The organism is Streptomyces sp. NPDC060049 (assembly GCF_042736715.1).
Taxonomy (GTDB): Bacteria; Actinomycetota; Actinomycetes; order Streptomycetales; family Streptomycetaceae; genus Streptomyces.
Genome location: NZ_JBHWVV010000003.1, coordinates 100788 through 118632 on the forward strand (window position 1 = coordinate 100788; position 17845 = coordinate 118632).

The following is a 17845-nucleotide window of genomic DNA, read 5'->3' on the forward strand; positions in this document are numbered from 1 at the left end:
CTTCCCTCACCACCCTGACTGGAGCCTGCCATGGCCATCGAGGTCCGCATCCCCACCATCCTCCGCACCTACACGGCCGGCGAGAAGGCCGTCACCGGTGAGGGAGCGACCCTGTCCGAGCTCTTCTCGGACCTGGAGACCCGCCACAAGGGAATCCAGGAGCGCATCATCGACGAGGCCAAGGGCGGCGAGCTGCGCCGGTTCGTCAACGTCTACCTCAACGACGAGGACGTCCGCTTCCTCGCGGGCATCGCCACCGAGCTCAAGGACGGCGACAACGTCACCATCCTCCCGGCCGTAGCCGGCGGATCGAAGTAATGCGCTACGACTCCCCCCTGGCCGCGGTCGGCAACACGCCGCTCGTCCGGCTGCCCCGGCTCTCGCCCTCCGACGACGTACGGATCTGGGCGAAGCTCGAGGACCGCAACCCGACCGGCTCGATCAAGGACCGCCCCGCGCTCCACATGGTCGAACAAGCCGAGAAGGACGGCCGGCTGTACCCCGGCTGCACCATCCTGGAGCCCACCTCCGGCAACACCGGCATCTCCCTGGCGATGGCGGCGAAGCTCAAGGGCTACAAGATCGTGTGCGTGATGCCGGAGAACACCTCGCAGGAGCGGCGCGACCTGCTGGCCATGTGGGGAGCCGAGATCATCCCTTCGCCCGCGGCGGGCGGTTCGAACACCGCCGTGCGCGTCGCGAAGGAACTGGCGCGGCAGAACCCTTCCTGGGTGATGCTCTACCAGTACGGCAACCCGGACAACGCGGGCGCCCACTACGCCACCACCGGCCCGGAGATCCTCACGGACCTCCCGTCGATCACCCACTTCGTTGCGGGCCTCGGCACCACCGGCACGCTGATGGGCGTGGGCCGCTACCTGCGCGAGCACGTACCGGGCGTCAAGATCGTGGCGGCGGAACCGCGCTACGACGACCTCGTCTACGGCCTGCGCAACCTCGACGAGGGCTTCGTCCCCGAGCTGTACGACGCGTCGGTCCTCACGACCCGCTACTCGGTCGGCTCGGCCGACGCGGTCACCCGCACCCGGGAACTCCTCCAGCAGGAGGGCATCTTCGCGGGCGTCTCCTCGGGCGCGGCGCTGCACGCGGCGATCGGCGTCGGCCGCAAGGCGGTCGCTGCGGGCGAGAGCGCCGACATCGTCTTCGTCGTGGCCGACGGCGGCTGGAAGTACCTCTCGACGGGCGTCTACACGGCCGCGACGACGGAAGAAGCGATCGAGGTCCTCCAGGGCCAGCTCTGGGCGTAACCGGCCCCGGCTTACGGGGTGCGCGGTACGCGGCGGCGTGGCAGCCCCGGCTCCGTGCGGCGGCTCCGTGCGGCGGCTCCGTGCGGCGGCTCCGTGCGGCCGGCGGACCGGCCGGGGCCGCGGGGCTCGGGAGCCGCGGGCAGCCGGGCCGGTGGGTCAGGAGAGCAGCTCGGCCAGGACGCCGGCGTGGCTCGCGGGCGGATCCTTGACCGCGGTCACCAGGGTCACCGGTCCGGCCGCGGCGAGCTCCCGCAGACGGGCGATCTCCGCCACCGCCTGTGCCGCTTCCAGCTCCACCGCGTACCGCTCCCGGAACTCCGCAGCGGACCCGCCCCCGTGGAACCACTTGCGCAGCTCCGTCGACGGGGCGACGGCCTTCGCCCATTCGTCGACCTCCGCCGCCTCCTTCGACAGCCCGCGCGGCCACAGCCGGTCCACGAGCACCCTGACTCCGTCCACCCCCGGCTCCGCGGGATCGTAGACCCGCTTCAGCCGGACGACCCGAGTCCCTTCACCTCGTCCCACACCGCCGGATCCACCGTCCCCAGCCGCCGTGCCCGCGCGAACTCCCATACCGACACCTCCACCACCCGGTCCGCCTCCAGGAATCCGCCCCGCGCACCCACCACGCCCGGCGGCAGCGGGATCACCCCCGCGCGCCGGTCGTCGTACTTCGCGGTGATCCGCGCGATCCGCGCCCAGTGGCCCTGTACGGCCAGCACCAGGCAGGGCCGTTCGCCCGACAGGGACCACAGCTCTCCGGGCCGCGGCCTGGGCGGCGGCCCGGGCGCGTGCGGCGGCTCGGCGGCGTGGGGCACCTGCCGCGCCCGCCGGGGGAGCAGTACCAGCAGGATCACGACCACCACCGCGGCGACCGCCGGCCACCAGGACGTGTCCATACTCCGACCGTAGCCGCGCCCGCACCGCCCGGCGCGGCGGCCGCGCCGGGCGGCCGCCGGACCCGGCCCGCCCCCGTATGCCGTACCGGCAGCACCGCCGGACGGCAACCCGGATCCGCCCCGTCGCTCCCCCGGGTGACAGCACAGGTGATTCCCCCCACAACGGCCCGCCGCGGAGGAGCGACCGGAGGTTTCGCGCCTTACGCTCGACCCACGCACGGCCCGCATTCCGTCCACGGACCGTCCACGGAGGTTCACGCTCCATGAAGCTCACCGTCGTCGGCTGTTCGGGTTCGTTCCCGTCCGCGGAATCGGCCTGTTCGAGCTACCTCGTCGAGGCCGACGGCTTCCGGCTGCTCCTCGACATGGGCAACGGTGCCCTCGGCGAGCTCCAGCGGCACATCGGCCTCTACGACCTCGACGCGATCTTCCTGAGCCATCTGCACGCCGACCACTGCATCGACATGTGCGCCTACTTCGTCGCCCGCTACTACCGCCACGAGGGCGGCCGCTGCGGCACCATCCCCGTCTACGGCCCCGAGGGCACCGAGAAGCGGCTTTCGACCGCCTACGAGGACGTCCCCGACGAGCGTTCCATGAGCGAGGTCTTCGACTTCCGGACCCTCAAGTCCGGAAGCTTCGAGATCGGCCCGTTCCAGATCCGTACCGAGAAGGTGTCCCATCCGGTCGAGTCCTACGGGATCCGCGTCGAGCACGGCGGCCGCTCGCTGACCTACTCCGGTGACACCGGCGTCTGCCCCGAACTGGGGCTGCTCGCCGCTGACAGCGACCTCTTCCTGTGCGAGGCCTCCTTCACGCACGGCAAGGAGGACATCCCCGACCTCCACCTCAACGGGCGCGAGGCCGGCGAGTACGCCCTGGCCGGGCGGGTCGGCCGGCTCGTCCTGACGCACATCCCGCCGTGGACGGACGCCCGGCAGAACGTGGCCGACGCCCGCGCGGTCTACGGCGGCCCGGTGGACCTGGCGCACGCGGGCGCGGTCTACGAGGTCTGAGCCGCCGAGGTACGAAGGAGCCCCCGCCCTCCCTTCCGGGAGAGCGGGGGCTCCTTCGCGGCGCCGAGACGGCCGTACGTGCTTACTTGGCCTCGGCCTTGAGGAGCTCGGCGAGCTCCTCGTCGGACTCGCGGCCCGGCGTCGGCAGGTTCCACTTGGTGATCGCGAAGCGGAAGACGATGTAGTAGACGACCGCGAAGCAGAGGCCGATGCCGGCCAGGCCCCACGGGTTGTTCGCGATGCCCAGGTTCAGCAGGAAGTCGACCGCGCCGGCGGAGAAGCCGAAGCCGTCCCGCATGCCGAGGGCCCAGGTCAGCGCCATGGAGACACCGGTCAGGACCGCGTGGATCGCGTAGAGCACCGGGGCGATGAACATGAAGGTGAACTCGATGGGCTCGGTCACACCGGTCACGAAGGCGGTGGCGGCCAGGGAGAACATCATGCCGCCGACGACCTTGCGGCGCTCGGGGCGGGCGCAGTGGACGATCGCGAGGCAGGCCGCCGGGAGGGCGAACATCATGATCGGGAAGAAGCCGGTCATGAACTGTCCGGCGCTCGGGTCGTGCGCGAGGAAGCGGGCGATGTCGCCGTGGACGGCGCCGGTCGGGGTCTCGAAGGAACCGGCCTGGAACCACGGGAAGGAGTTCAGCAGGTGGTGCATGCCGATCGGGATCAGCGCGCGGTTGGCGACACCGAAGATGCCCGCGCCGACGGCGCCGGATCCGGTCAGCCACTCACCGAAGTTGTGCAGGCCGGTGCCGAGGACCGGCCAGATGAGCCCGAAGACGATGCCGGTGACCAGACCCGCGAGGGCCGAGAGGATCGGGACGAGGCGGCGGCCGCCGAAGAAGCCCGCCCAGTCCGGCAGCTTGGTCCGGTAGAACTTCTGGTACAGGAGGGCGGTGATGACGCCCATCACGACACCGCCGAGGACACCGGCGTTGACCGCCGCGTCCACGTGGATGATCTTGTCGCCGTCGACCTTGGCGACCTTCGGCAGGTTGCTGTCCGTGAAGGTGGCGAGCACCTTCTGGAAGACCAGGTATCCGGTGACGGCCGCGAGGGCCGTCGAGCCGTCCGACTTCTTCGCGAAGCCGATCGCGATGCCGACGGCGAACAGCAGCGCCATGTTGTCGAGGATCGCGCCACCACCGGCGGCCATGTAGCCGGCGACCTTCGTGATGAACGTCGGGAAGACGTCCTTGTCGCCGAGCATGTCGTCCGCGCCCAGGCGGAGCAGGAGCGCTCCGGCGGGCAGCACCGCAACGGGGAGCATGAGGCTCCTGCCGATGCGCTGCATGACGGCCATCACGCCGGCGCCCTTCTTGGTTTCCGCAGCGGTGGCTGTGGACATGGTTCATCCTCCAGTGGACAAGGCGCTGCCAGGGGCATGAGAAAAAGGGGGTTGGCGGCGTCTCGGAACGGGGGACCACGGAGCCGGAAAAGCCCAACGTGGTCTACACCACTCAGTGGTGTAGACCAGTTGTAGCACGGTGGGGTCCGCGTAAGGAACCCACCAATTTCGTGGGGATGGACACATTTGGGCATACATGACAAAGGCCCCCGGACCCCAAGGGTCCGAAGGCCTTCGACTCTCTTACGGCCCCCCCGGAGGGGTTCAGCCGCTCACGCCTTCGTGTTCTCCGCCTTCATCACCGCGATCTCCTCGTCCGACTCCCGGCCCGGCGTCTTGAGGTCCCACTTGGTGATCGCGAAGCGGAAGATGCAGTAGTAGACGGCCGCGAAGCAGAGCCCGACCGGAATGATCAGCCAGGGCTTCGTCGCCAGCCCCCAGTTGAGGAGGTAGTCGATCAGCCCCGCCGAGAAGCTGAATCCGTCCTTGGCGCCCAATGCCCACGTCACCGCCATCGACACGCCCGTCAGCACCGCGTGGACCGCGTACAGCGCCGGCGCCAGGAAGAGGAACGAGTACTCCAGCGGCTCGGTGATCCCGGTGACGAAGGAGGTCAGGGCCACCGACAGCATCAGGCCGCCGACCTCCTTGCGCCGCGCGGGCTTCGCGCAGTGCGTGATCGCCAGCGCCGCCGCCGGAAGGGCGAACATCATGATGGGGAAGAAGCCGGTGAGGAACAGCCCGGCGTTCGGGTCGCCCTCCAGGAACATGTTGATGTCACCGTGGACCGTCTTCCCCGTCGGCGTGGTGTAGCTGCCGAACTGGAACCACATGGGCACGTTCAGGAACTGGTGCAGGCCGATCACCAGCAGCGCGCGGTTCGCGACGCCGAAGACGCCCGCGCCCACCGCCCCCAGGCCGATCAGCCAGTCCGAGAAGCTCTCCAGCGCGTCGCCGACCGGCGGCCAGACCCACAGGCACAACCCCGCGAAGCCGATCGCGACGAACGACATGACGATCGGGACGAGCCGGCGCCCGTTGAAGAAGCCCAGCCAGTCGACCAGCTTGACCCGGTGGTAGCGCCGCCAGAACCACGCGGACAGCAGGCCCATGATGATGCCGCCGAACACCCCCGGATTCTGGTAGGTGAACCCGGTGAAGGTGTTCCCGGGCGCCAGGCAGCCGCCTCCGACGTTCGTCGACCCGAGCGGGCACGCCTTGGGGAAGGCGTGCAGCACGCCCCGGTAGACGAGGAAGCCGGCCACCGCCGCCAGCGCCGTCGAGCCGTCCGCCTTCTTGGCCATGCCGATCGCGACACCGACGCAGAACAGCAGCGGCAGGCCCAGGTCCGGGTCGAGCAGCGCCCCGCCCGCGCCCGCCATGACCCTGGCGACGATCGTCCAGTCCAGGCCGTCCTTGCCGAAGACGTCCGGCTGTCCCAGCCGGGTCAGGATGCCCGCGGCGGGGAGAACGGCGATCGGCAGCTGCAGGCTGCGCCCCATCTTCTGCAGCCCCTGGTACAGGCCGTTCCACCACTTCGGCTGTGGCGCTGCTGCGGCGCTGCTCGCGCTCATCCGCGTCCTCCCTCACCGGCCCGTTTTGGCAGTCGCGCCACTTGCGGCACACTGGTGTAGACCACTTGTCGTGGCGGTCGCATTCCACCTGCCCGAGGGCAGGTTGATGCTGATCGTCATCATTCGGCAGCCTGCGGGCACGTGCCCGCATAGCTGGGCCAATCGTGAGTTACCGTGACGAAGCGGATCACGCCGGTCGGTCAGCCGCACCACCCGCCGCCCGACAGGCAAACGGCGGCCGCCGAGACTCGTTCTTCGTAGAACTCAGGGAGAAACACATGGCCACCAAGGCTGAGAAGATCGTCGCCGGGCTCGGCGGCATCGAGAACATCGAAGAGGTCGAAGGCTGCATCACCCGCCTGCGCACCGAGGTCATCGACCCGAGCAAGGTCGACGAGGCCGCGCTGAAGGCCGCCGGCGCCCACGGCGTCGTCAAGATGGGCACCGCGATCCAGGTCGTCATCGGCACCGACGCCGACCCGATCGCCGCCGACATCGAAGACATGATGTGAGCTGAGCCCACCGGCTCGCCCACGCACCCGCACGCACGACAGGACCCCGCCCGGACGCACCCGGACGGGGTCCTCTCGTCCCTGCGACGGGGTCCTTCCCGACCCCGCCCACCGGCTAGGCTCGGTGCCATGTCTCGTATCGACGGCCGTACGCCCGAACAGCTCCGCCCGGTCACCATCGAACGCGGATGGAGCAAGCACGCCGAGGGCTCCGTCCTCGTCTCCTTCGGAGACACCAAGGTCTTCTGCACCGCCTCCTTCACCGAAGGCGTCCCGCGCTGGCGCAAGGGCAGCGGCGAGGGGTGGGTCACCTCCGAGTACTCGATGCTTCCCCGCTCCACGAACACCCGCGGCGACCGCGAATCCGTACGCGGCAAGATCGGCGGCCGCACCCACGAGATCTCCCGCCTCATCGGCCGCTCGCTGCGCGCCGTCATCGACTACAAGGCCCTGGGCGAGAACACCATCGTCCTGGACTGCGACGTCCTCCAGGCCGACGGCGGCACCCGCACCGCGGCCATCACCGGCGCCTACGTGGCCCTGGCCGACGCCATCGGCTGGGGACAGCAGAAGAAGCTGATCAAGGCCGGCCGCAAGCCCCTGACCGGCACCGTCGCCGCCGTCAGCGTCGGCATCGTGGACGGCGTCCCGCTCCTCGACCTCTGCTACGAGGAGGACGTGCGCGCCGAGACCGACATGAACGTGGTCTGCACCGGCGACGGCCGCTTCGTCGAGGTCCAGGGCACCGCGGAGGGCGAGCCCTTCGACCGCAAGGAACTCAACGCCCTGCTCGACCTGGCCGCCGGCGGCTGCGCCGACCTCGAGGCCCTCCAGCTGAGCGCACTGGACCTCTCGCTCTGACGCGGTGACCGGGAAGGCCCTCCGGGCCGCGGCGCCCGGCGCGGCGCGGATCGCGCACCGGATCGCGCACCGGCAACCGCGGGGCGCGTCCGCGCGTCCCTAGGGGCACGGGCGCACGGCGTCGAAGCCGTGCGCCCGTCCTCGTTTCCCGACGCGTTTCCCGCGCACGTCCACATCCACATCCACATCCACATCCACGCAGCAGACTCTGGGGGCCGAAGTGAAGCCGAAGTACCGCCTGGCTGCCGTCGCCCTGACGGCAGCACTCGCCATACCGGCGATCACCTCTTGCGACGCGATCTCGACGGCCATGGACTGCGCGAGCACGGCGGTGGCCATCACCGACGGCGCCAACGACCTCCAGCAGGCCGTCTCGCAGGCCGGCAACAGCCCGCAGGACGCGCAGACCGCGCTCAACGAGATCGAGGCCAACCTCAAGAAGGTCGGAGACCAGACGGACAACGCCGACCTCGGCAAGGCCATCTCCTCGATGAGCACGGCCGTTCAGAACGTCCGCACCTCGCTCGAGAACGGCAACTCCGCCCCGGACATCACGCCGGTCGCGGACGCCGCGCAGGAGATCTCGAAGGTCTGCACGCCGGGCTGAGGCGCGGGCCGGTCGCGGGCCGGGGCCCTGACGGGGGCCCGGCCGCACGGCCGGATAATGGGGGCCATGAACTCGACGCAGACCCCCGCGACGCCCCACCGCCTCGTCCTGGCCACCCGCAACGCGGGCAAGGTCACCGAGCTCCGCTCGATCCTGTCCGACGCCGACCTGCCGTACGAGCTGGTCGGCGCCGACGCGTACCCGGAGATCCCGGACGTCAAGGAGACGGGCGTCACCTTCGCCGAGAACGCCCTCCTCAAGGCCCACGCCCTCGCGCGGGCCACCGGCCTCCCGGCGGTCGCCGACGATTCGGGCCTCTGCGTGGACGTCCTCAACGGCGCCCCGGGCATCTTCTCGGCCCGCTGGGCCGGCTCCCACGGCGACGACAAGGCCAACCTGGACCTGCTCCTCGCGCAGCTGGGGGACATCGCCGACGAGCACCGCGGCGCCCACTTCTTCTGCGCGGCCGCCCTCGCCCTCCCGGACGGCACGGAGCGCGTGGTCGAAGGCCGCCTCCTGGGCACGCTGCGCCACACCCCGTCGGGCACGGGCGGCTTCGGCTACGACCCGGTCCTCCAGCCCCTGAACGACACCCGCACCTGCGCGGAACTCACGGCGGCGGAGAAGAACGCCATCTCCCACCGCGGCCAGGCCTTCCGCGCCCTGATCCCGGCGATCCGCGAACTCCTGGGCTGAGCCCGGATACGGCGACGGCCGGTCACCTCGTAGCGAGATGACCGGCCGCTGCTGTGGGCCCGGTGGGACTCGAACCCACGACACACCGGACCTAAACCGGCGCCCTCTGGCCAGCTGGGGTACGGACCCGTGCGACCACCTTACTGGTCGACGAGGGTTCGTTGCGATGGGATGGCGGACCTTGATCGTTTGGCGAAGGTCGGAGTCTGGCTGTGGCAGGAGGGGCACAAGTACCGGAGGTTCTCCCGGCGGTTGTCCAGGCGATCGCCGTTCACATGGTCGATCTCCAAGACGAGCTTCCGGCCGCGCCAGACGTCCCCGGTACCGCACTCTGTGCATACATGTGGCACTCCGAGGTCGTCCAGGGCTCGGCGCAGAGTCGGTGTCTTGGTACGGGAGGAGCCGACTTCGAGACGCCTGAGGAGCTCCGCCGACGACTTGCGTGCAGGGGAGGGGCGGCCGATGGTGTGCCCCTGACCGGTGAAGTGCTCTGTCGACAGCCCGTATTCCTCGATGCTCCGCCTGGCTTTGGCGCGTGCGGCGCCGTCAAAAGGGTGGCGGCCGAGTGCACGCATGGTCCCCGCCATGCTCTTCGAGCCGGCGACCGCGGGTTCGATCTCCTCGCGGACGAAGAGCCGACGTGACGTAGGAGCGCCTCGACGCGGGAAATGCGACGTTTCTATACCGAACCGGTCGAGGAGCTTGGCGATATGGGCATGGGCGCCGTTGTACGGCTCTACGCCCATGTAGGCGAGCATCGCCGTGAGGCTGTCCGTGTGGGCGGCCGCTTCCCGCAGCCGCTCCCGCGTGTAGTGCTGCCGGACCCGGACAGGCAGTGACTCGTCGACGAAGTGGGACGTGTCGATGCCGTAGTGGGCCAGCCTGTCACGCATGTACCGGCGAGGGCCGGCCAGCAGTGGGGTGTCCAGACGTCTCATGAGGTCGACCAGACTGGTGGCCGACGACGCAGTTCGGCTCAGCAGGTCTCGGGTGTACCTGACTTCACTCATGTAGCCCTCCGCGCCTTGCGGCCGCGGTACGTGTCCGTAGCCGCGTGGCAGTTTGGGCACAGGATCCGAAGGTTTTCCTGCCGGTTGTCCCACCACTCGCCGTTGATGTGATCGACCTCGTGTCGAAGCGGCTTGTCGTTCCACCGGGGACCGACCCTGCACTCGGCGCATTCCTCGGGAACGCCGATCTTCAGCAGCTCTCGTCGTAGGCGCTCGCCAGGGACTCTGCCGTCCCGTGGATCCCTGAGCGAGAGCGTCGGTCCCAGAGTCCCCTTGGGTTGAGGTTTCCGGGTGGCGACGAAATGTGATGTGTCGATGCCAAGAGTCGCGATCCGCCGGGCGATGTGCGTCTGGTTGCCGCCGACATTGCTGATGCCGAGGCGGCTGACCACCTCCGAGACGGATGTGGACCCGGCCACCAGCTCCCGGAGCCGCTCTTCCGTGTGCCGTGCCCATTTCGCGGGGAAGTGGGAACAGTCGATGCCGGTCTCCCGCATCTTCGCCCGCAGGTAGCGCCTGGTGCCGCTGCTCGGCGTGCCGCCGCACCATCGGACGGCGTCGTCCCAGTTGGTCGTCTCCCGGGCCGCGGCATCCAGCAGCTCTCGTGTGTATCGGACCGCCATTGCTTTCCCCTCCCGGCCGCGCGTGCGGACCTCGTACGGACTAACGGGAGCGAAGTCGGACGGTTGCGGGGGATTCCGTCCGACGGGCAGCGCGGCCCGCACCGGTTGGGTGCGGGCCGCTCGGGGGAACCGGGCGGGGTCAGATGCCCAGGTCCTTGATGATCTTGGCTACGTGACCCGTCGCCTTGACGTTGTAGAAGGCGCGCTCGACCTTGCCGTCCTCGTCGACGACGACCGTGGAGCGGATGACCCCGGTGACCGTCTTGCCGTACAGCTTCTTCTCGCCGAACGCCCCGTAAGCCCTCAGGACCTCCTTGGCGGGATCGCCGACCAGGGTGACCTTCAGGTGCTCCTTCTCGCGGAACTTCGCCAGCTTCTCCGGCTTGTCGGGGGAGACGCCGATGACGTCGTAGCCCGCCGTGGCCAGCAGGTCCAGGTTGTCCGTGAAGTCGCAGGCCTGCTTCGTGCAGCCCGGCGTCAGCGCGGACGGGTAGAAGTACACGATGACCTTGCGGCCCTTGTGGTCGGCGAGCGAGACCTCGTTGCCGTCCGCGTCGGGCAGGGTGAAGGCGGGGGCGGTGTCGCCCGGCTCAAGTCGCTCGCTCATCTCAACAGTCTCCTCAAGAGGGGATCGGTACGGTCTCGAGACTAAGCTGCTGACAGACTGTTCATGATGGGCTACGCCCTCAGACGACCGACCACGACGACGGAGGCAGCGCGGTGCCGGAAGCCAGGACCCCCGCACAGATCGAGGCGGACATCGTCCGCCGCCGCGAGCAGCTCGCCGAGACGCTCGACGAGATCGGCGTGCGCATGCACCCCAAGACGATCATCGGGGACGCCAAGGCGAAGGTGGTCGGCACCGTCGACCACACCGCCGGCCGGGCCGTGGCGACGGTGAACCGTCTCATCACCGACGCCCGTGACGGCCTGCGGCACGAGGACGGCGCCCCGCGCTTCGAGCGGATCGTGCCCGTGGCCCTGTTCGGGATCGGGGTCGTGGGGCTGCTCGTCATGTCGGCGCGGCGAAAGCGCTGATGGACCCGCGGGGTGCGGGGCGGGCGCGGGCGGGTAGGTTCGGTGCGTGAGCGAGAACACCACCACCCACGACAAGCTGCCCATCCGCATGCTGCACGACCGCGTGCTCGTGAAGTCCGACTCGCCGGAGGGCGAGCGGCGCTCGGGCGGCGGCATCCTGATTCCCGCGACGGCCGCCGTGGGCAAGCGGCTGGCCTGGGCCGTGGTGGTCGCGGTCGGGCAGAACGTGCGGACGGTCGAGCCGGGGGACCGGGTGCTCTACGACCCCGAGGACCGGGCCGAGGTGGAGGTGCGCGGGGCGATGTACGTGCTGATGCGCGAGCGGGACCTGCACGCCGTGGCCGCCGAGCGGCTGGAGGGGTCGGAGGACTCCACGGGGCTCTATCTCTAGATTCTGGGATCGCCCCCCAGAAGCGGTAAATCCTTGGATTCCAAGATCGAAAAGGGCCGGTGACCCTCGTCACCGGCCCTTTTCGTGCGTTTTTGCTACGGTAGTGAGGAACCCCGACGAGACGCGCCGTACCGGGTGGCCGTGGTGAGTGCCAGTGGCCGCATGACAAGACGACGCACCAGTTCCGCTCTCGTTCTGGAGGTTCCTGTCATGGCCTGGATTCTGCTCATCATCGCCGGTGTCATCGAAGTCGGCTGGTCGATCGGCATGAAGTTCACCGAGGGGTTCACCCGACTCTGGCCCAGCATCTTCACGGGCGCCGGAATCGTGGCGAGCATGGTGCTGCTGTCGCTGGCGGTCAAGACCCTGCCGATCGGTACGGCGTACGGCGTCTGGGTCGGCATCGGCGCCGCCGGTGCGGCGGTGGTCGGTATGGCGGTGATGGGGGAGCCCGTCACCGCCGCCCGGATCTTCTTCATCGGTCTGCTGCTGGTCGCGGTGATCGGCCTGAAGGTGACCTCCGGCCACTGACCCCGCGCGGAACCCGTGCCCCGGCCGGGCCGTCCCCCCGGGCCCGGTGCTACTCCAGGAGGTCCGCAGGCGGGCGCCGCAGCCCCTCGGCGTCACCGCCGCCGTCGCCCGGCGCGGTGGCGCCGTCGCTCTGGCCTCCGGTGGTCCGGCCGCCCGTGGTCCGGCCCCCGGTGGTCTCACCGCCCGTGTTCCGGCCGCCGTCCGTCCGGCCGCCGTCCGTCCGGCCCCCGTCCGTCTGACCGCCGTCCGTCCGTCCGCCGTCGGTCCGGCCTCCGTTCGTCTGTCCGCCCTGCGTCTGCCCGCCCGTCGGCGGTGTCGGCGTGGGGCGCACCGGCGGGCCGGAGGAGCGCTCGCCCGGCGTCTGCTGCGGCTGGTCGGGGATCACGGGCGGCGCCGGCGGGAGTTGCTCGGCGCCGGGCATGAGCTCGAGGTCGAAGTCCTGCGGGTCGCTGTCGCCCAGGGCCGCCTTCGTGTACTGGGCCCAGATCCGGGCCGGGTAGCCGCCGCCCCCGACGCGGGCCTCGCCGAGCGCCCCGTAGAGGGATTCCAGCGTGCCGGTGTCCGGGTCCTGGCCCATCATCGAGACGACCGTGACCAGGTTCGGGGTGTACGCCGCGAACCAGGCCGAGCGGTCGAGTTCGCCGGTTCCGGTCTTGCCCGCGGCGGGGTGGCCCGCGGCGAGGGCGGCCGTTCCGGTGCCGTTGTCCACGACACTGACCAGCATGGACGTGGTCGTGTCGGCGGCCTCGCGGCTGACCGCCTGGGTCGCTTCGCGCTGCGGGAGGGAAACGGTGTCGCTCCCCTTGGTGATCTTCTCCACGAAGGTGTGCGGGGTGTGGCGGCCGTGGTCGGCGAGGGTCGCGTAGGCCTGGGCCATGTCCAGGACGCTGGCCTGCATGGTGCCCAGCGCCATGGCCGGTCCCGCGTCGAAGTTCGGGGTGCTCTCGGGGATGCCGAGGGCGATGGCGGTCTGCTTGACCTTGTCGGTGCCGACGTCGACGACCATCTGGGCGAAGACGGCGTTGACGGAGAGGTCGGTGGCGGTGTTGACGGTGATGTTGCCGTAGCTGAGCTGCCCCTCGTTCTCCGGTTCGTAGCGGATGCGGGTGCCGGTGACGCGCCGCTTGTTGTCACCGTTGTAGATCGTGTACGGGGTGATCTCGCGGCCGTCCTGCGTGCGGGAGTCGTTCTGCACGGCGGAGGCGAAGACGAACGGCTTGAAGGTGGAGGCCACCTGGTAGTCGTGCCGGGTGGCGTTGTTGACGAACTGCTTGGTGTAGTCGATGCCGCCGTACATGGCGACGACCTTGCCGGTGGCCGGGTCGATGGAGACGGCGCCGGTGCGCACGACCCGGTCCGCCTTGCGCTTGCCGGGTTCGAGCTTGCCGACCACCTTGTCGTCGACGGCTTCGACGATGGCGTTCTGGCGGTCCTTGTCGATGGTCGTGGTGATGCGGTAGCCGCCCTCGGCGAGCGTCTTGTCGTCGAGGACCTCGTTCTCGACGATGTAGTCCTTGATGGCCTCCACGAGGTAGCCGCGCTGCCCCGACAGTCCGGAGGCCGGGCGGAACGTGCCGGGTTCGGGGAAGCGGACGGCGGGGCGTGCGGAGGCCGTCAGCCAGCCCTTCTTGACCATGCCGTCGAGTACGTAGTTCCAGCGGGCCAGGGCGCGTCCGCGGCCCTGGGGGTGGGCGACGACGTCGAAGACGCTGGGGGAGTTGAGGAGGGTGGCGAGGTAGGCGCCCTCGGCGGTGTCGAGCGTGCCGACGTCCTTGCCGTAGTACGCCTGGGAAGCGGCCTGGATGCCGTAGGCGTTGCGGCCGAAGTAGCTGGTGTTCAGGTATCCCTCGAGGATGTAGTTCTTCGACTTCTCGCGCCCGAGTTTGATCGCGATGAAGAACTCCTTCACCTTTCGCTTGATCGTCTGCTCCTGGCCCAGGTAGTAGTTCTTCACGTACTGCTGGGTGATGGTCGAACCGGACTGGGTGCCCTTGCCGGTCGCGGTGTTCCAGGCGGCGCGGAGCATCGCGGCGGGGTCCACGGCCCGTTCCGAGTAGAAGTCGCGGTCCTCGGCGGCCAGGACGGCCTCCTGGACGGTCCGGGGGATCTGGGAGAGCGGCACGTTGACGCGGTTGACCTCGCCGTCGCGGGCGAGTTGGGAGCCGTCGGCGTAGAGGTAGACGTTGGACTGCGCGACGGCCGCCGCGTTGGCGGGCGGGATGTCGACCAGCAGGTAGCCGGCGACGAGGGCGCCGCCGCACAGCAGGGCGAGCAGCAGGAAGCCGCCCAGGACCATGCGCCAGGTGGGGATGATCCGACGCCAACCGGTGTGCCTGCGCCCGGCCTTCTTCGCCGCCCTTGCCCGCCGCTTCTCCGCTTTCTCCGCCTTCCTCGTGTCCTTGGCGCTCGCCGCCGGTCCGGGCGGCGAGGCCGCGCCGGCCGCCCGGTGCCCGTCGGGGGCACCGGCGTTGTCGGGGGTGTCGGGATCGCGAGGAGTCCAGCCGGGGGGTGGTGACGGGTCGCTCATCTCCGGGACTCCTCGGCGCCGTACGAAATATCCACATCTGTACCTCATGCTGTCTACCCGATGGCCACCGGTTCCGCTCCGGACGGGCGTAAATCGTTCGCGCGGATCGCCCCTCCGCACTAAGCTCGCGCGCTTTGGCCGCCTAGGAACGAACGACGCAGCAACGGCGTGGGAAACGGAGTGGTGCGGTGCGTCAGACTCCGGCCCGGCGCACCGGGCTCTACGTGGCGGTCGCGGCAGGGGGCTTCCGCAGGTACGCCACCTATGGCACGGCGACCGCGGCCGGGGTGTTCACCAACACCGCCTTCGGTTTCATCCTCGCGTACACCTACATCGCGCTCTGGGACGAGCGGCCCGGCCTCGGCGGGTACGACCAGTCGCAGGCCCTCACCTTCATGTGGGTCAGCCAGGCGCTGCTCTCCGCCGGCGCGCTGATCGGCGGAGGCTTCCAGGAGGAGTTCCAGGAGCGGGTCCGTACGGGTGACATCGCCGTCGACCTGTACCGCCCGGCCGACCTGCAGATGTGGTGGCTCGCGGCCGACTTGGGCCGGGCGGGGTTCCAGCTCCTGGGCCGCGGGGTGGTCCCCCTGCTCGTGGGCGGACTGGCCTTCGACCTGGCGCTGCCCTCCGACCCGGTGCGCTGGCTGCTCTTCCTGACATCCGTGGCCCTCGGGCTGGTGGTGGGCTTCGGGCTGCGCTACCTGCTGGGGCTGGCGGCGTTCTGGCTGATGGACGGAGCGGGGATCAACATGATGGCCACGGTCGTCTCCATCTTCTTCTCCGGGATGCTGCTGCCGCTGACCGTGTTCCCGGGCGGCTTCGGGGAGTTCGTCCGCGTCCTGCCGTGGGCGGCCATGCTCCAGGTGCCGCTGGACGTCCTGCTCGGCGAGGGCGCGGGCGCCGGGAGCGCGGCGGGGGCGCTCGGTTTCCAGGCCGCCTGGGCGCTGGCCCTGCTGGGACTGGGCAGGGCGCTGCAGACGGCCGCGACGCGCAAGGTGGTGGTCCAGGGTGGCTGAGCGGCTGGCCGAGGCGATTCCCGTACGGGACCGGCCCGGGCGGGCGGCCGGGGTTCCCCGGCGCGGCCGGGCCGTGGAGGGCCTGCGCGGCTACGGCCTGATCGCCGCGATGTGGATCCGGTCGACGATGACGTACCGCACGTCCTTCTTCCTCTCCACCCTCGGGAACGCGGCGATCACCCTCCTGGACTTCGTCGCGATCTCCATCATGTTCTCCCACGTGGACGAGCTGGGCGGCTTCACGCTTCCCGAGATCGCCCTGCTGTACGGGTCCTGTTCGGCCTCCCTGGGCCTGGCCGACCTGCTGCTCGGCAACACCGACCGGGTCGGCAGCCGGATCCGCGACGGGTCGCTGGACACCATGCTGGTCCGCCCGGTCCCGCTGCTCGCCCAGGTCGCGGCCGACCGCTTCGCGCTGCGCCGGCTGGGACGGGTCGTACAGGGCCTCGCGGTGCTGGCGTGGGCGGTCGCGGAGCTGGACCACCTGCACTGGACGGCCGGGAAGGTGTTGCTCGTACCCGTGATGATCACCGCCGGGGCCGCGATCTTCGGAGCGGTGATGGTGGCCGGAGCGGCCTTCCAGTTCGTCGCGGGCGACGCGGCGGAGGTGCAGAACTCCTTCACCTACGGCGGCTGCACGATGCTCCAGTACCCGCCGACGGTCTTCGCGAAGGACCTGCTGCGCGGGGTGACCTTCATCGTCCCCCTCGCCTTCGTCAACTGGCTGCCCGCGCTGCGCGTGCTGGGCCGCCCCGATCCGCTGGGGCTGCCGGGGTGGGTGGCGTACGCGAGCCCGCTGGTGGCCTTCGCGGTGTTCGTCCCCGCGTCGCTGGCGTGGCGCGCGGGGGTCCGTTCGTACCGCAGCACGGGGAGCTGAGCCCACATGGCCGAAGCACTGATCTCGCTGGACGAGGTCGAGAAGGTCTTCGACGTACGGCGCCGCGTCGGACGGATGCGCCGGGAGAAACGGCAGGTGAGAGCCGTGGACGGGATCAGTTTCGAGGTGGCGCGCGGTGAGGTGGTCGGCTACATCGGGCCCAACGGCGCGGGCAAGTCGACCACCATCAAGATGTTGACCGGCATCCTCACCCCGAGCGGCGGCCGGCTGCGGGTCGCGGGCATCGACCCGGCGCGGGAGCGGATGCGCCTCGCCCACCGGATCGGCGTGGTGTTCGGGCAGCGCACGACCCTGTGGTGGGACCTGCCGCTGAAGGACTCGTACGGGCTGATGCGGCGGATGTACCGCATCCCGGCGGCGCGGTTCGCGCAGAACATGGAGCGCTGCGTGGACCGGCTCGACCTGGCCGAGCTGCTCGACGTACCGGTGCGCCAGCTCTCGCTGGGGCAGCGGATGCGCGGGGACATCGCGGCGGCGCTGCTGCACGACCCGGACGTGCTGTACCTGGACGAGCCGACGATCGGGCTGGACGTGGTCAGCAAGGCGAAGGTACGGGGCTTCCTGAGGCAGTTGAACGAGGAACTCGGGACCACGGTGCTGCTGACCACGCACGACCTCCAGGACATCGAGCAGCTGTGCGCGCGGGTGATGGTGATCGACCACGGGCGGCTCATGTACGACGGCTCGCTGGGCGGACTGCACACCGCGGGCGGGGCGGGGGAGAGCGAGCGGACGCTGGTGGTGGACCTGGAGCGGGAGCTCCCGCCGATCGAGGTGGCCGGGGCGCGGGTGGTCAAGGTGGAGGGGCCGCGGCAGTGGCTGGCGTTCCCGGCGCGTGCTTCGGCCGCTCCGCTGGTCGCGGCGGTGGCGGCGGAGTACCCGCTGATGGACCTGTCGGTGCGGGAGCCGGACATCGAGGACGTGATCGCGCGGATGTACGCGGGGCGGGGGTAGCTCGACGGGGAACGGGTGGGGCGTCGCGGGGCGGGCAGGCCGGGGACGGGTGCGGGGGGCGCGGGGCCGG

General features: G+C 70.3%; 21 protein-coding genes and 1 tRNA gene. 13 read left to right on the plus strand and 9 right to left on the minus strand.

What is annotated here, in order from left to right; genetic code table 11:
* Window positions 1–30 precede the first annotated feature (30 nt).
* Together ACFWBY_RS05725 and ACFWBY_RS05730 are read left to right on the plus strand one after the other, a co-directional pair.
* Window positions 31–318 carry a MoaD/ThiS family protein gene (locus ACFWBY_RS05725; RefSeq protein WP_385334278.1) on the plus strand — a complete coding sequence of 96 codons (288 nt, stop codon included), beginning with the start codon at window positions 31–33 and terminating at the stop codon, window positions 316–318.
* The gene (locus ACFWBY_RS05730; RefSeq protein WP_385334280.1) at window positions 318–1268 is read left to right on the plus strand and encodes a PLP-dependent cysteine synthase family protein; all 951 of its coding nucleotides are present in this window, start codon (window positions 318–320) and stop codon (window positions 1266–1268) included. Before ACFWBY_RS05725 ends, ACFWBY_RS05730 begins: the two co-directional genes overlap by 1 nt.
* 156 nt (window positions 1269–1424) lie before the next feature.
* Here the strand turns inward: ACFWBY_RS05730 and ACFWBY_RS05735 are convergent, their stop codons facing one another.
* Both ACFWBY_RS05735 and ACFWBY_RS05740 read right to left on the minus strand, forming a co-directional pair.
* The gene (locus ACFWBY_RS05735) at window positions 1425–1727 is read right to left on the minus strand and encodes a DUF488 domain-containing protein (RefSeq protein WP_385334282.1); all 303 of its coding nucleotides are present in this window, start codon (window positions 1725–1727) and stop codon (window positions 1425–1427) included.
* Window positions 1728–1756: 29 nt separating this feature from the next.
* Window positions 1757–2167 carry a hypothetical protein gene (locus tag ACFWBY_RS05740; protein WP_385334284.1) on the minus strand — a complete coding sequence of 137 codons (411 nt, stop codon included), beginning with the start codon at window positions 2165–2167 and terminating at the stop codon, window positions 1757–1759.
* A gap of 263 nt (window positions 2168–2430) precedes the next feature.
* Between ACFWBY_RS05740 and ACFWBY_RS05745 the strand changes: the two genes are divergently transcribed.
* The gene (locus tag ACFWBY_RS05745; protein WP_385334286.1) at window positions 2431–3183 is read left to right on the plus strand and encodes an MBL fold metallo-hydrolase; all 753 of its coding nucleotides are present in this window, start codon (window positions 2431–2433) and stop codon (window positions 3181–3183) included.
* An 82-nt stretch (window positions 3184–3265) separates the two neighbouring features.
* Here ACFWBY_RS05745 and ACFWBY_RS05750 read toward each other — a convergent pair whose 3' ends face one another.
* Both ACFWBY_RS05750 and ACFWBY_RS05755 read right to left on the minus strand, forming a co-directional pair.
* Window positions 3266–4537 (minus strand): PTS transporter subunit EIIC, encoded by a 1272-nt coding sequence (locus ACFWBY_RS05750; RefSeq protein ID WP_385334288.1) that lies wholly within the window; start codon window positions 4535–4537, stop codon window positions 3266–3268.
* A gap of 272 nt (window positions 4538–4809) precedes the next feature.
* Entirely contained in the window at window positions 4810–6111 is a 1302-nt protein-coding gene (locus tag ACFWBY_RS05755) for a PTS transporter subunit EIIC (RefSeq protein WP_385334290.1), read from the minus strand.
* Window positions 6112–6275: 164 nt separating this feature from the next.
* Between ACFWBY_RS05755 and ACFWBY_RS05760 the strand changes: the two genes are divergently transcribed.
* The 4 genes from ACFWBY_RS05760 to rdgB all read left to right on the plus strand — a co-directional run bounded on the left by ACFWBY_RS05760 (window position 6276) and on the right by rdgB (window position 8787).
* The gene (locus tag ACFWBY_RS05760) at window positions 6276–6623 is read left to right on the plus strand and encodes a glucose PTS transporter subunit EIIB (RefSeq protein WP_385334292.1); all 348 of its coding nucleotides are present in this window, start codon (window positions 6276–6278) and stop codon (window positions 6621–6623) included.
* Window positions 6624–6752: 129 nt separating this feature from the next.
* Window positions 6753–7484 (plus strand): ribonuclease PH, encoded by a 732-nt coding sequence (gene rph / locus ACFWBY_RS05765; protein ID WP_385334294.1) that lies wholly within the window; start codon window positions 6753–6755, stop codon window positions 7482–7484.
* 220 nt (window positions 7485–7704) lie between these two features.
* The gene (locus tag ACFWBY_RS05770; RefSeq protein WP_385334296.1) at window positions 7705–8091 is read left to right on the plus strand and encodes a hypothetical protein; all 387 of its coding nucleotides are present in this window, start codon (window positions 7705–7707) and stop codon (window positions 8089–8091) included.
* A gap of 66 nt (window positions 8092–8157) precedes the next feature.
* Entirely contained in the window at window positions 8158–8787 is a 630-nt protein-coding gene (gene rdgB / locus ACFWBY_RS05775) for an RdgB/HAM1 family non-canonical purine NTP pyrophosphatase (RefSeq protein ID WP_385334298.1), read from the plus strand.
* A gap of 54 nt (window positions 8788–8841) precedes the next feature.
* Here rdgB and ACFWBY_RS05780 read toward each other — a convergent pair.
* The 4 genes from ACFWBY_RS05780 to bcp all read right to left on the minus strand — a co-directional run bounded on the left by ACFWBY_RS05780 (window position 8842) and on the right by bcp (window position 11027).
* Window positions 8842–8916, minus strand: a tRNA-Leu gene (locus tag ACFWBY_RS05780).
* An 11-nt stretch (window positions 8917–8927) separates the two neighbouring features.
* Entirely contained in the window at window positions 8928–9797 is an 870-nt protein-coding gene (locus ACFWBY_RS05785; protein WP_385334301.1) for an HNH endonuclease, read from the minus strand.
* A complete protein-coding gene (locus tag ACFWBY_RS05790; RefSeq protein WP_385334303.1) occupies window positions 9794–10420 on the minus strand; it encodes an HNH endonuclease in 627 nt (208 codons plus the stop codon). Before ACFWBY_RS05790 ends, ACFWBY_RS05785 begins: the two co-directional genes overlap by 4 nt.
* A 139-nt stretch (window positions 10421–10559) precedes the next feature.
* Window positions 10560–11027 carry a thioredoxin-dependent thiol peroxidase gene (bcp, locus tag ACFWBY_RS05795; RefSeq protein ID WP_385334305.1) on the minus strand — a complete coding sequence of 156 codons (468 nt, stop codon included), beginning with the start codon at window positions 11025–11027 and terminating at the stop codon, window positions 10560–10562.
* Between the two features lie 113 nt (window positions 11028–11140).
* Here bcp and ACFWBY_RS05800 point away from each other — a divergent pair, with 113 nt between their 5' ends.
* From ACFWBY_RS05800 to ACFWBY_RS05810, 3 genes are all read left to right on the plus strand, one after another.
* Complete coding sequence (locus ACFWBY_RS05800) at window positions 11141–11458, plus strand: DUF3618 domain-containing protein (RefSeq protein WP_385334307.1); 318 nt, start codon at window positions 11141–11143, stop codon at window positions 11456–11458.
* A gap of 46 nt (window positions 11459–11504) precedes the next feature.
* On the plus strand, window positions 11505–11849 hold the full coding sequence (locus ACFWBY_RS05805; RefSeq protein WP_385334309.1) for a GroES family chaperonin: 345 nt from the start codon (window positions 11505–11507) through the stop codon (window positions 11847–11849).
* 210 nt (window positions 11850–12059) lie between these two features.
* Window positions 12060–12380, plus strand: a complete 321-nt coding sequence (locus tag ACFWBY_RS05810; RefSeq protein ID WP_385334311.1) for a DMT family transporter — start codon at window positions 12060–12062, stop codon at window positions 12378–12380.
* 49 nt (window positions 12381–12429) lie between these two features.
* Here ACFWBY_RS05810 and ACFWBY_RS05815 read toward each other — a convergent pair whose 3' ends face one another.
* Complete coding sequence (locus tag ACFWBY_RS05815) at window positions 12430–14907, minus strand: transglycosylase domain-containing protein (RefSeq protein WP_385334313.1); 2478 nt, start codon at window positions 14905–14907, stop codon at window positions 12430–12432.
* A 188-nt stretch (window positions 14908–15095) separates the two neighbouring features.
* Between ACFWBY_RS05815 and ACFWBY_RS05820 the strand changes: the two genes are divergently transcribed.
* From ACFWBY_RS05820 to ACFWBY_RS05830, 3 genes are read left to right on the plus strand one after another with little or no spacing between them, the layout of a single operon-like run.
* Entirely contained in the window at window positions 15096–15923 is an 828-nt protein-coding gene (locus ACFWBY_RS05820; protein ID WP_385334315.1) for an ABC transporter permease, read from the plus strand.
* Window positions 15924–15927: 4 nt separating this feature from the next.
* Window positions 15928–16800, plus strand: coding sequence for an ABC transporter permease (locus ACFWBY_RS05825; protein ID WP_385334465.1), 873 nt, complete (start codon window positions 15928–15930; stop codon window positions 16798–16800).
* A gap of 6 nt (window positions 16801–16806) precedes the next feature.
* Complete coding sequence (locus tag ACFWBY_RS05830; protein ID WP_385334317.1) at window positions 16807–17775, plus strand: ATP-binding cassette domain-containing protein; 969 nt, start codon at window positions 16807–16809, stop codon at window positions 17773–17775.
* Window positions 17776–17845: the final 70 nt, after the last annotated feature.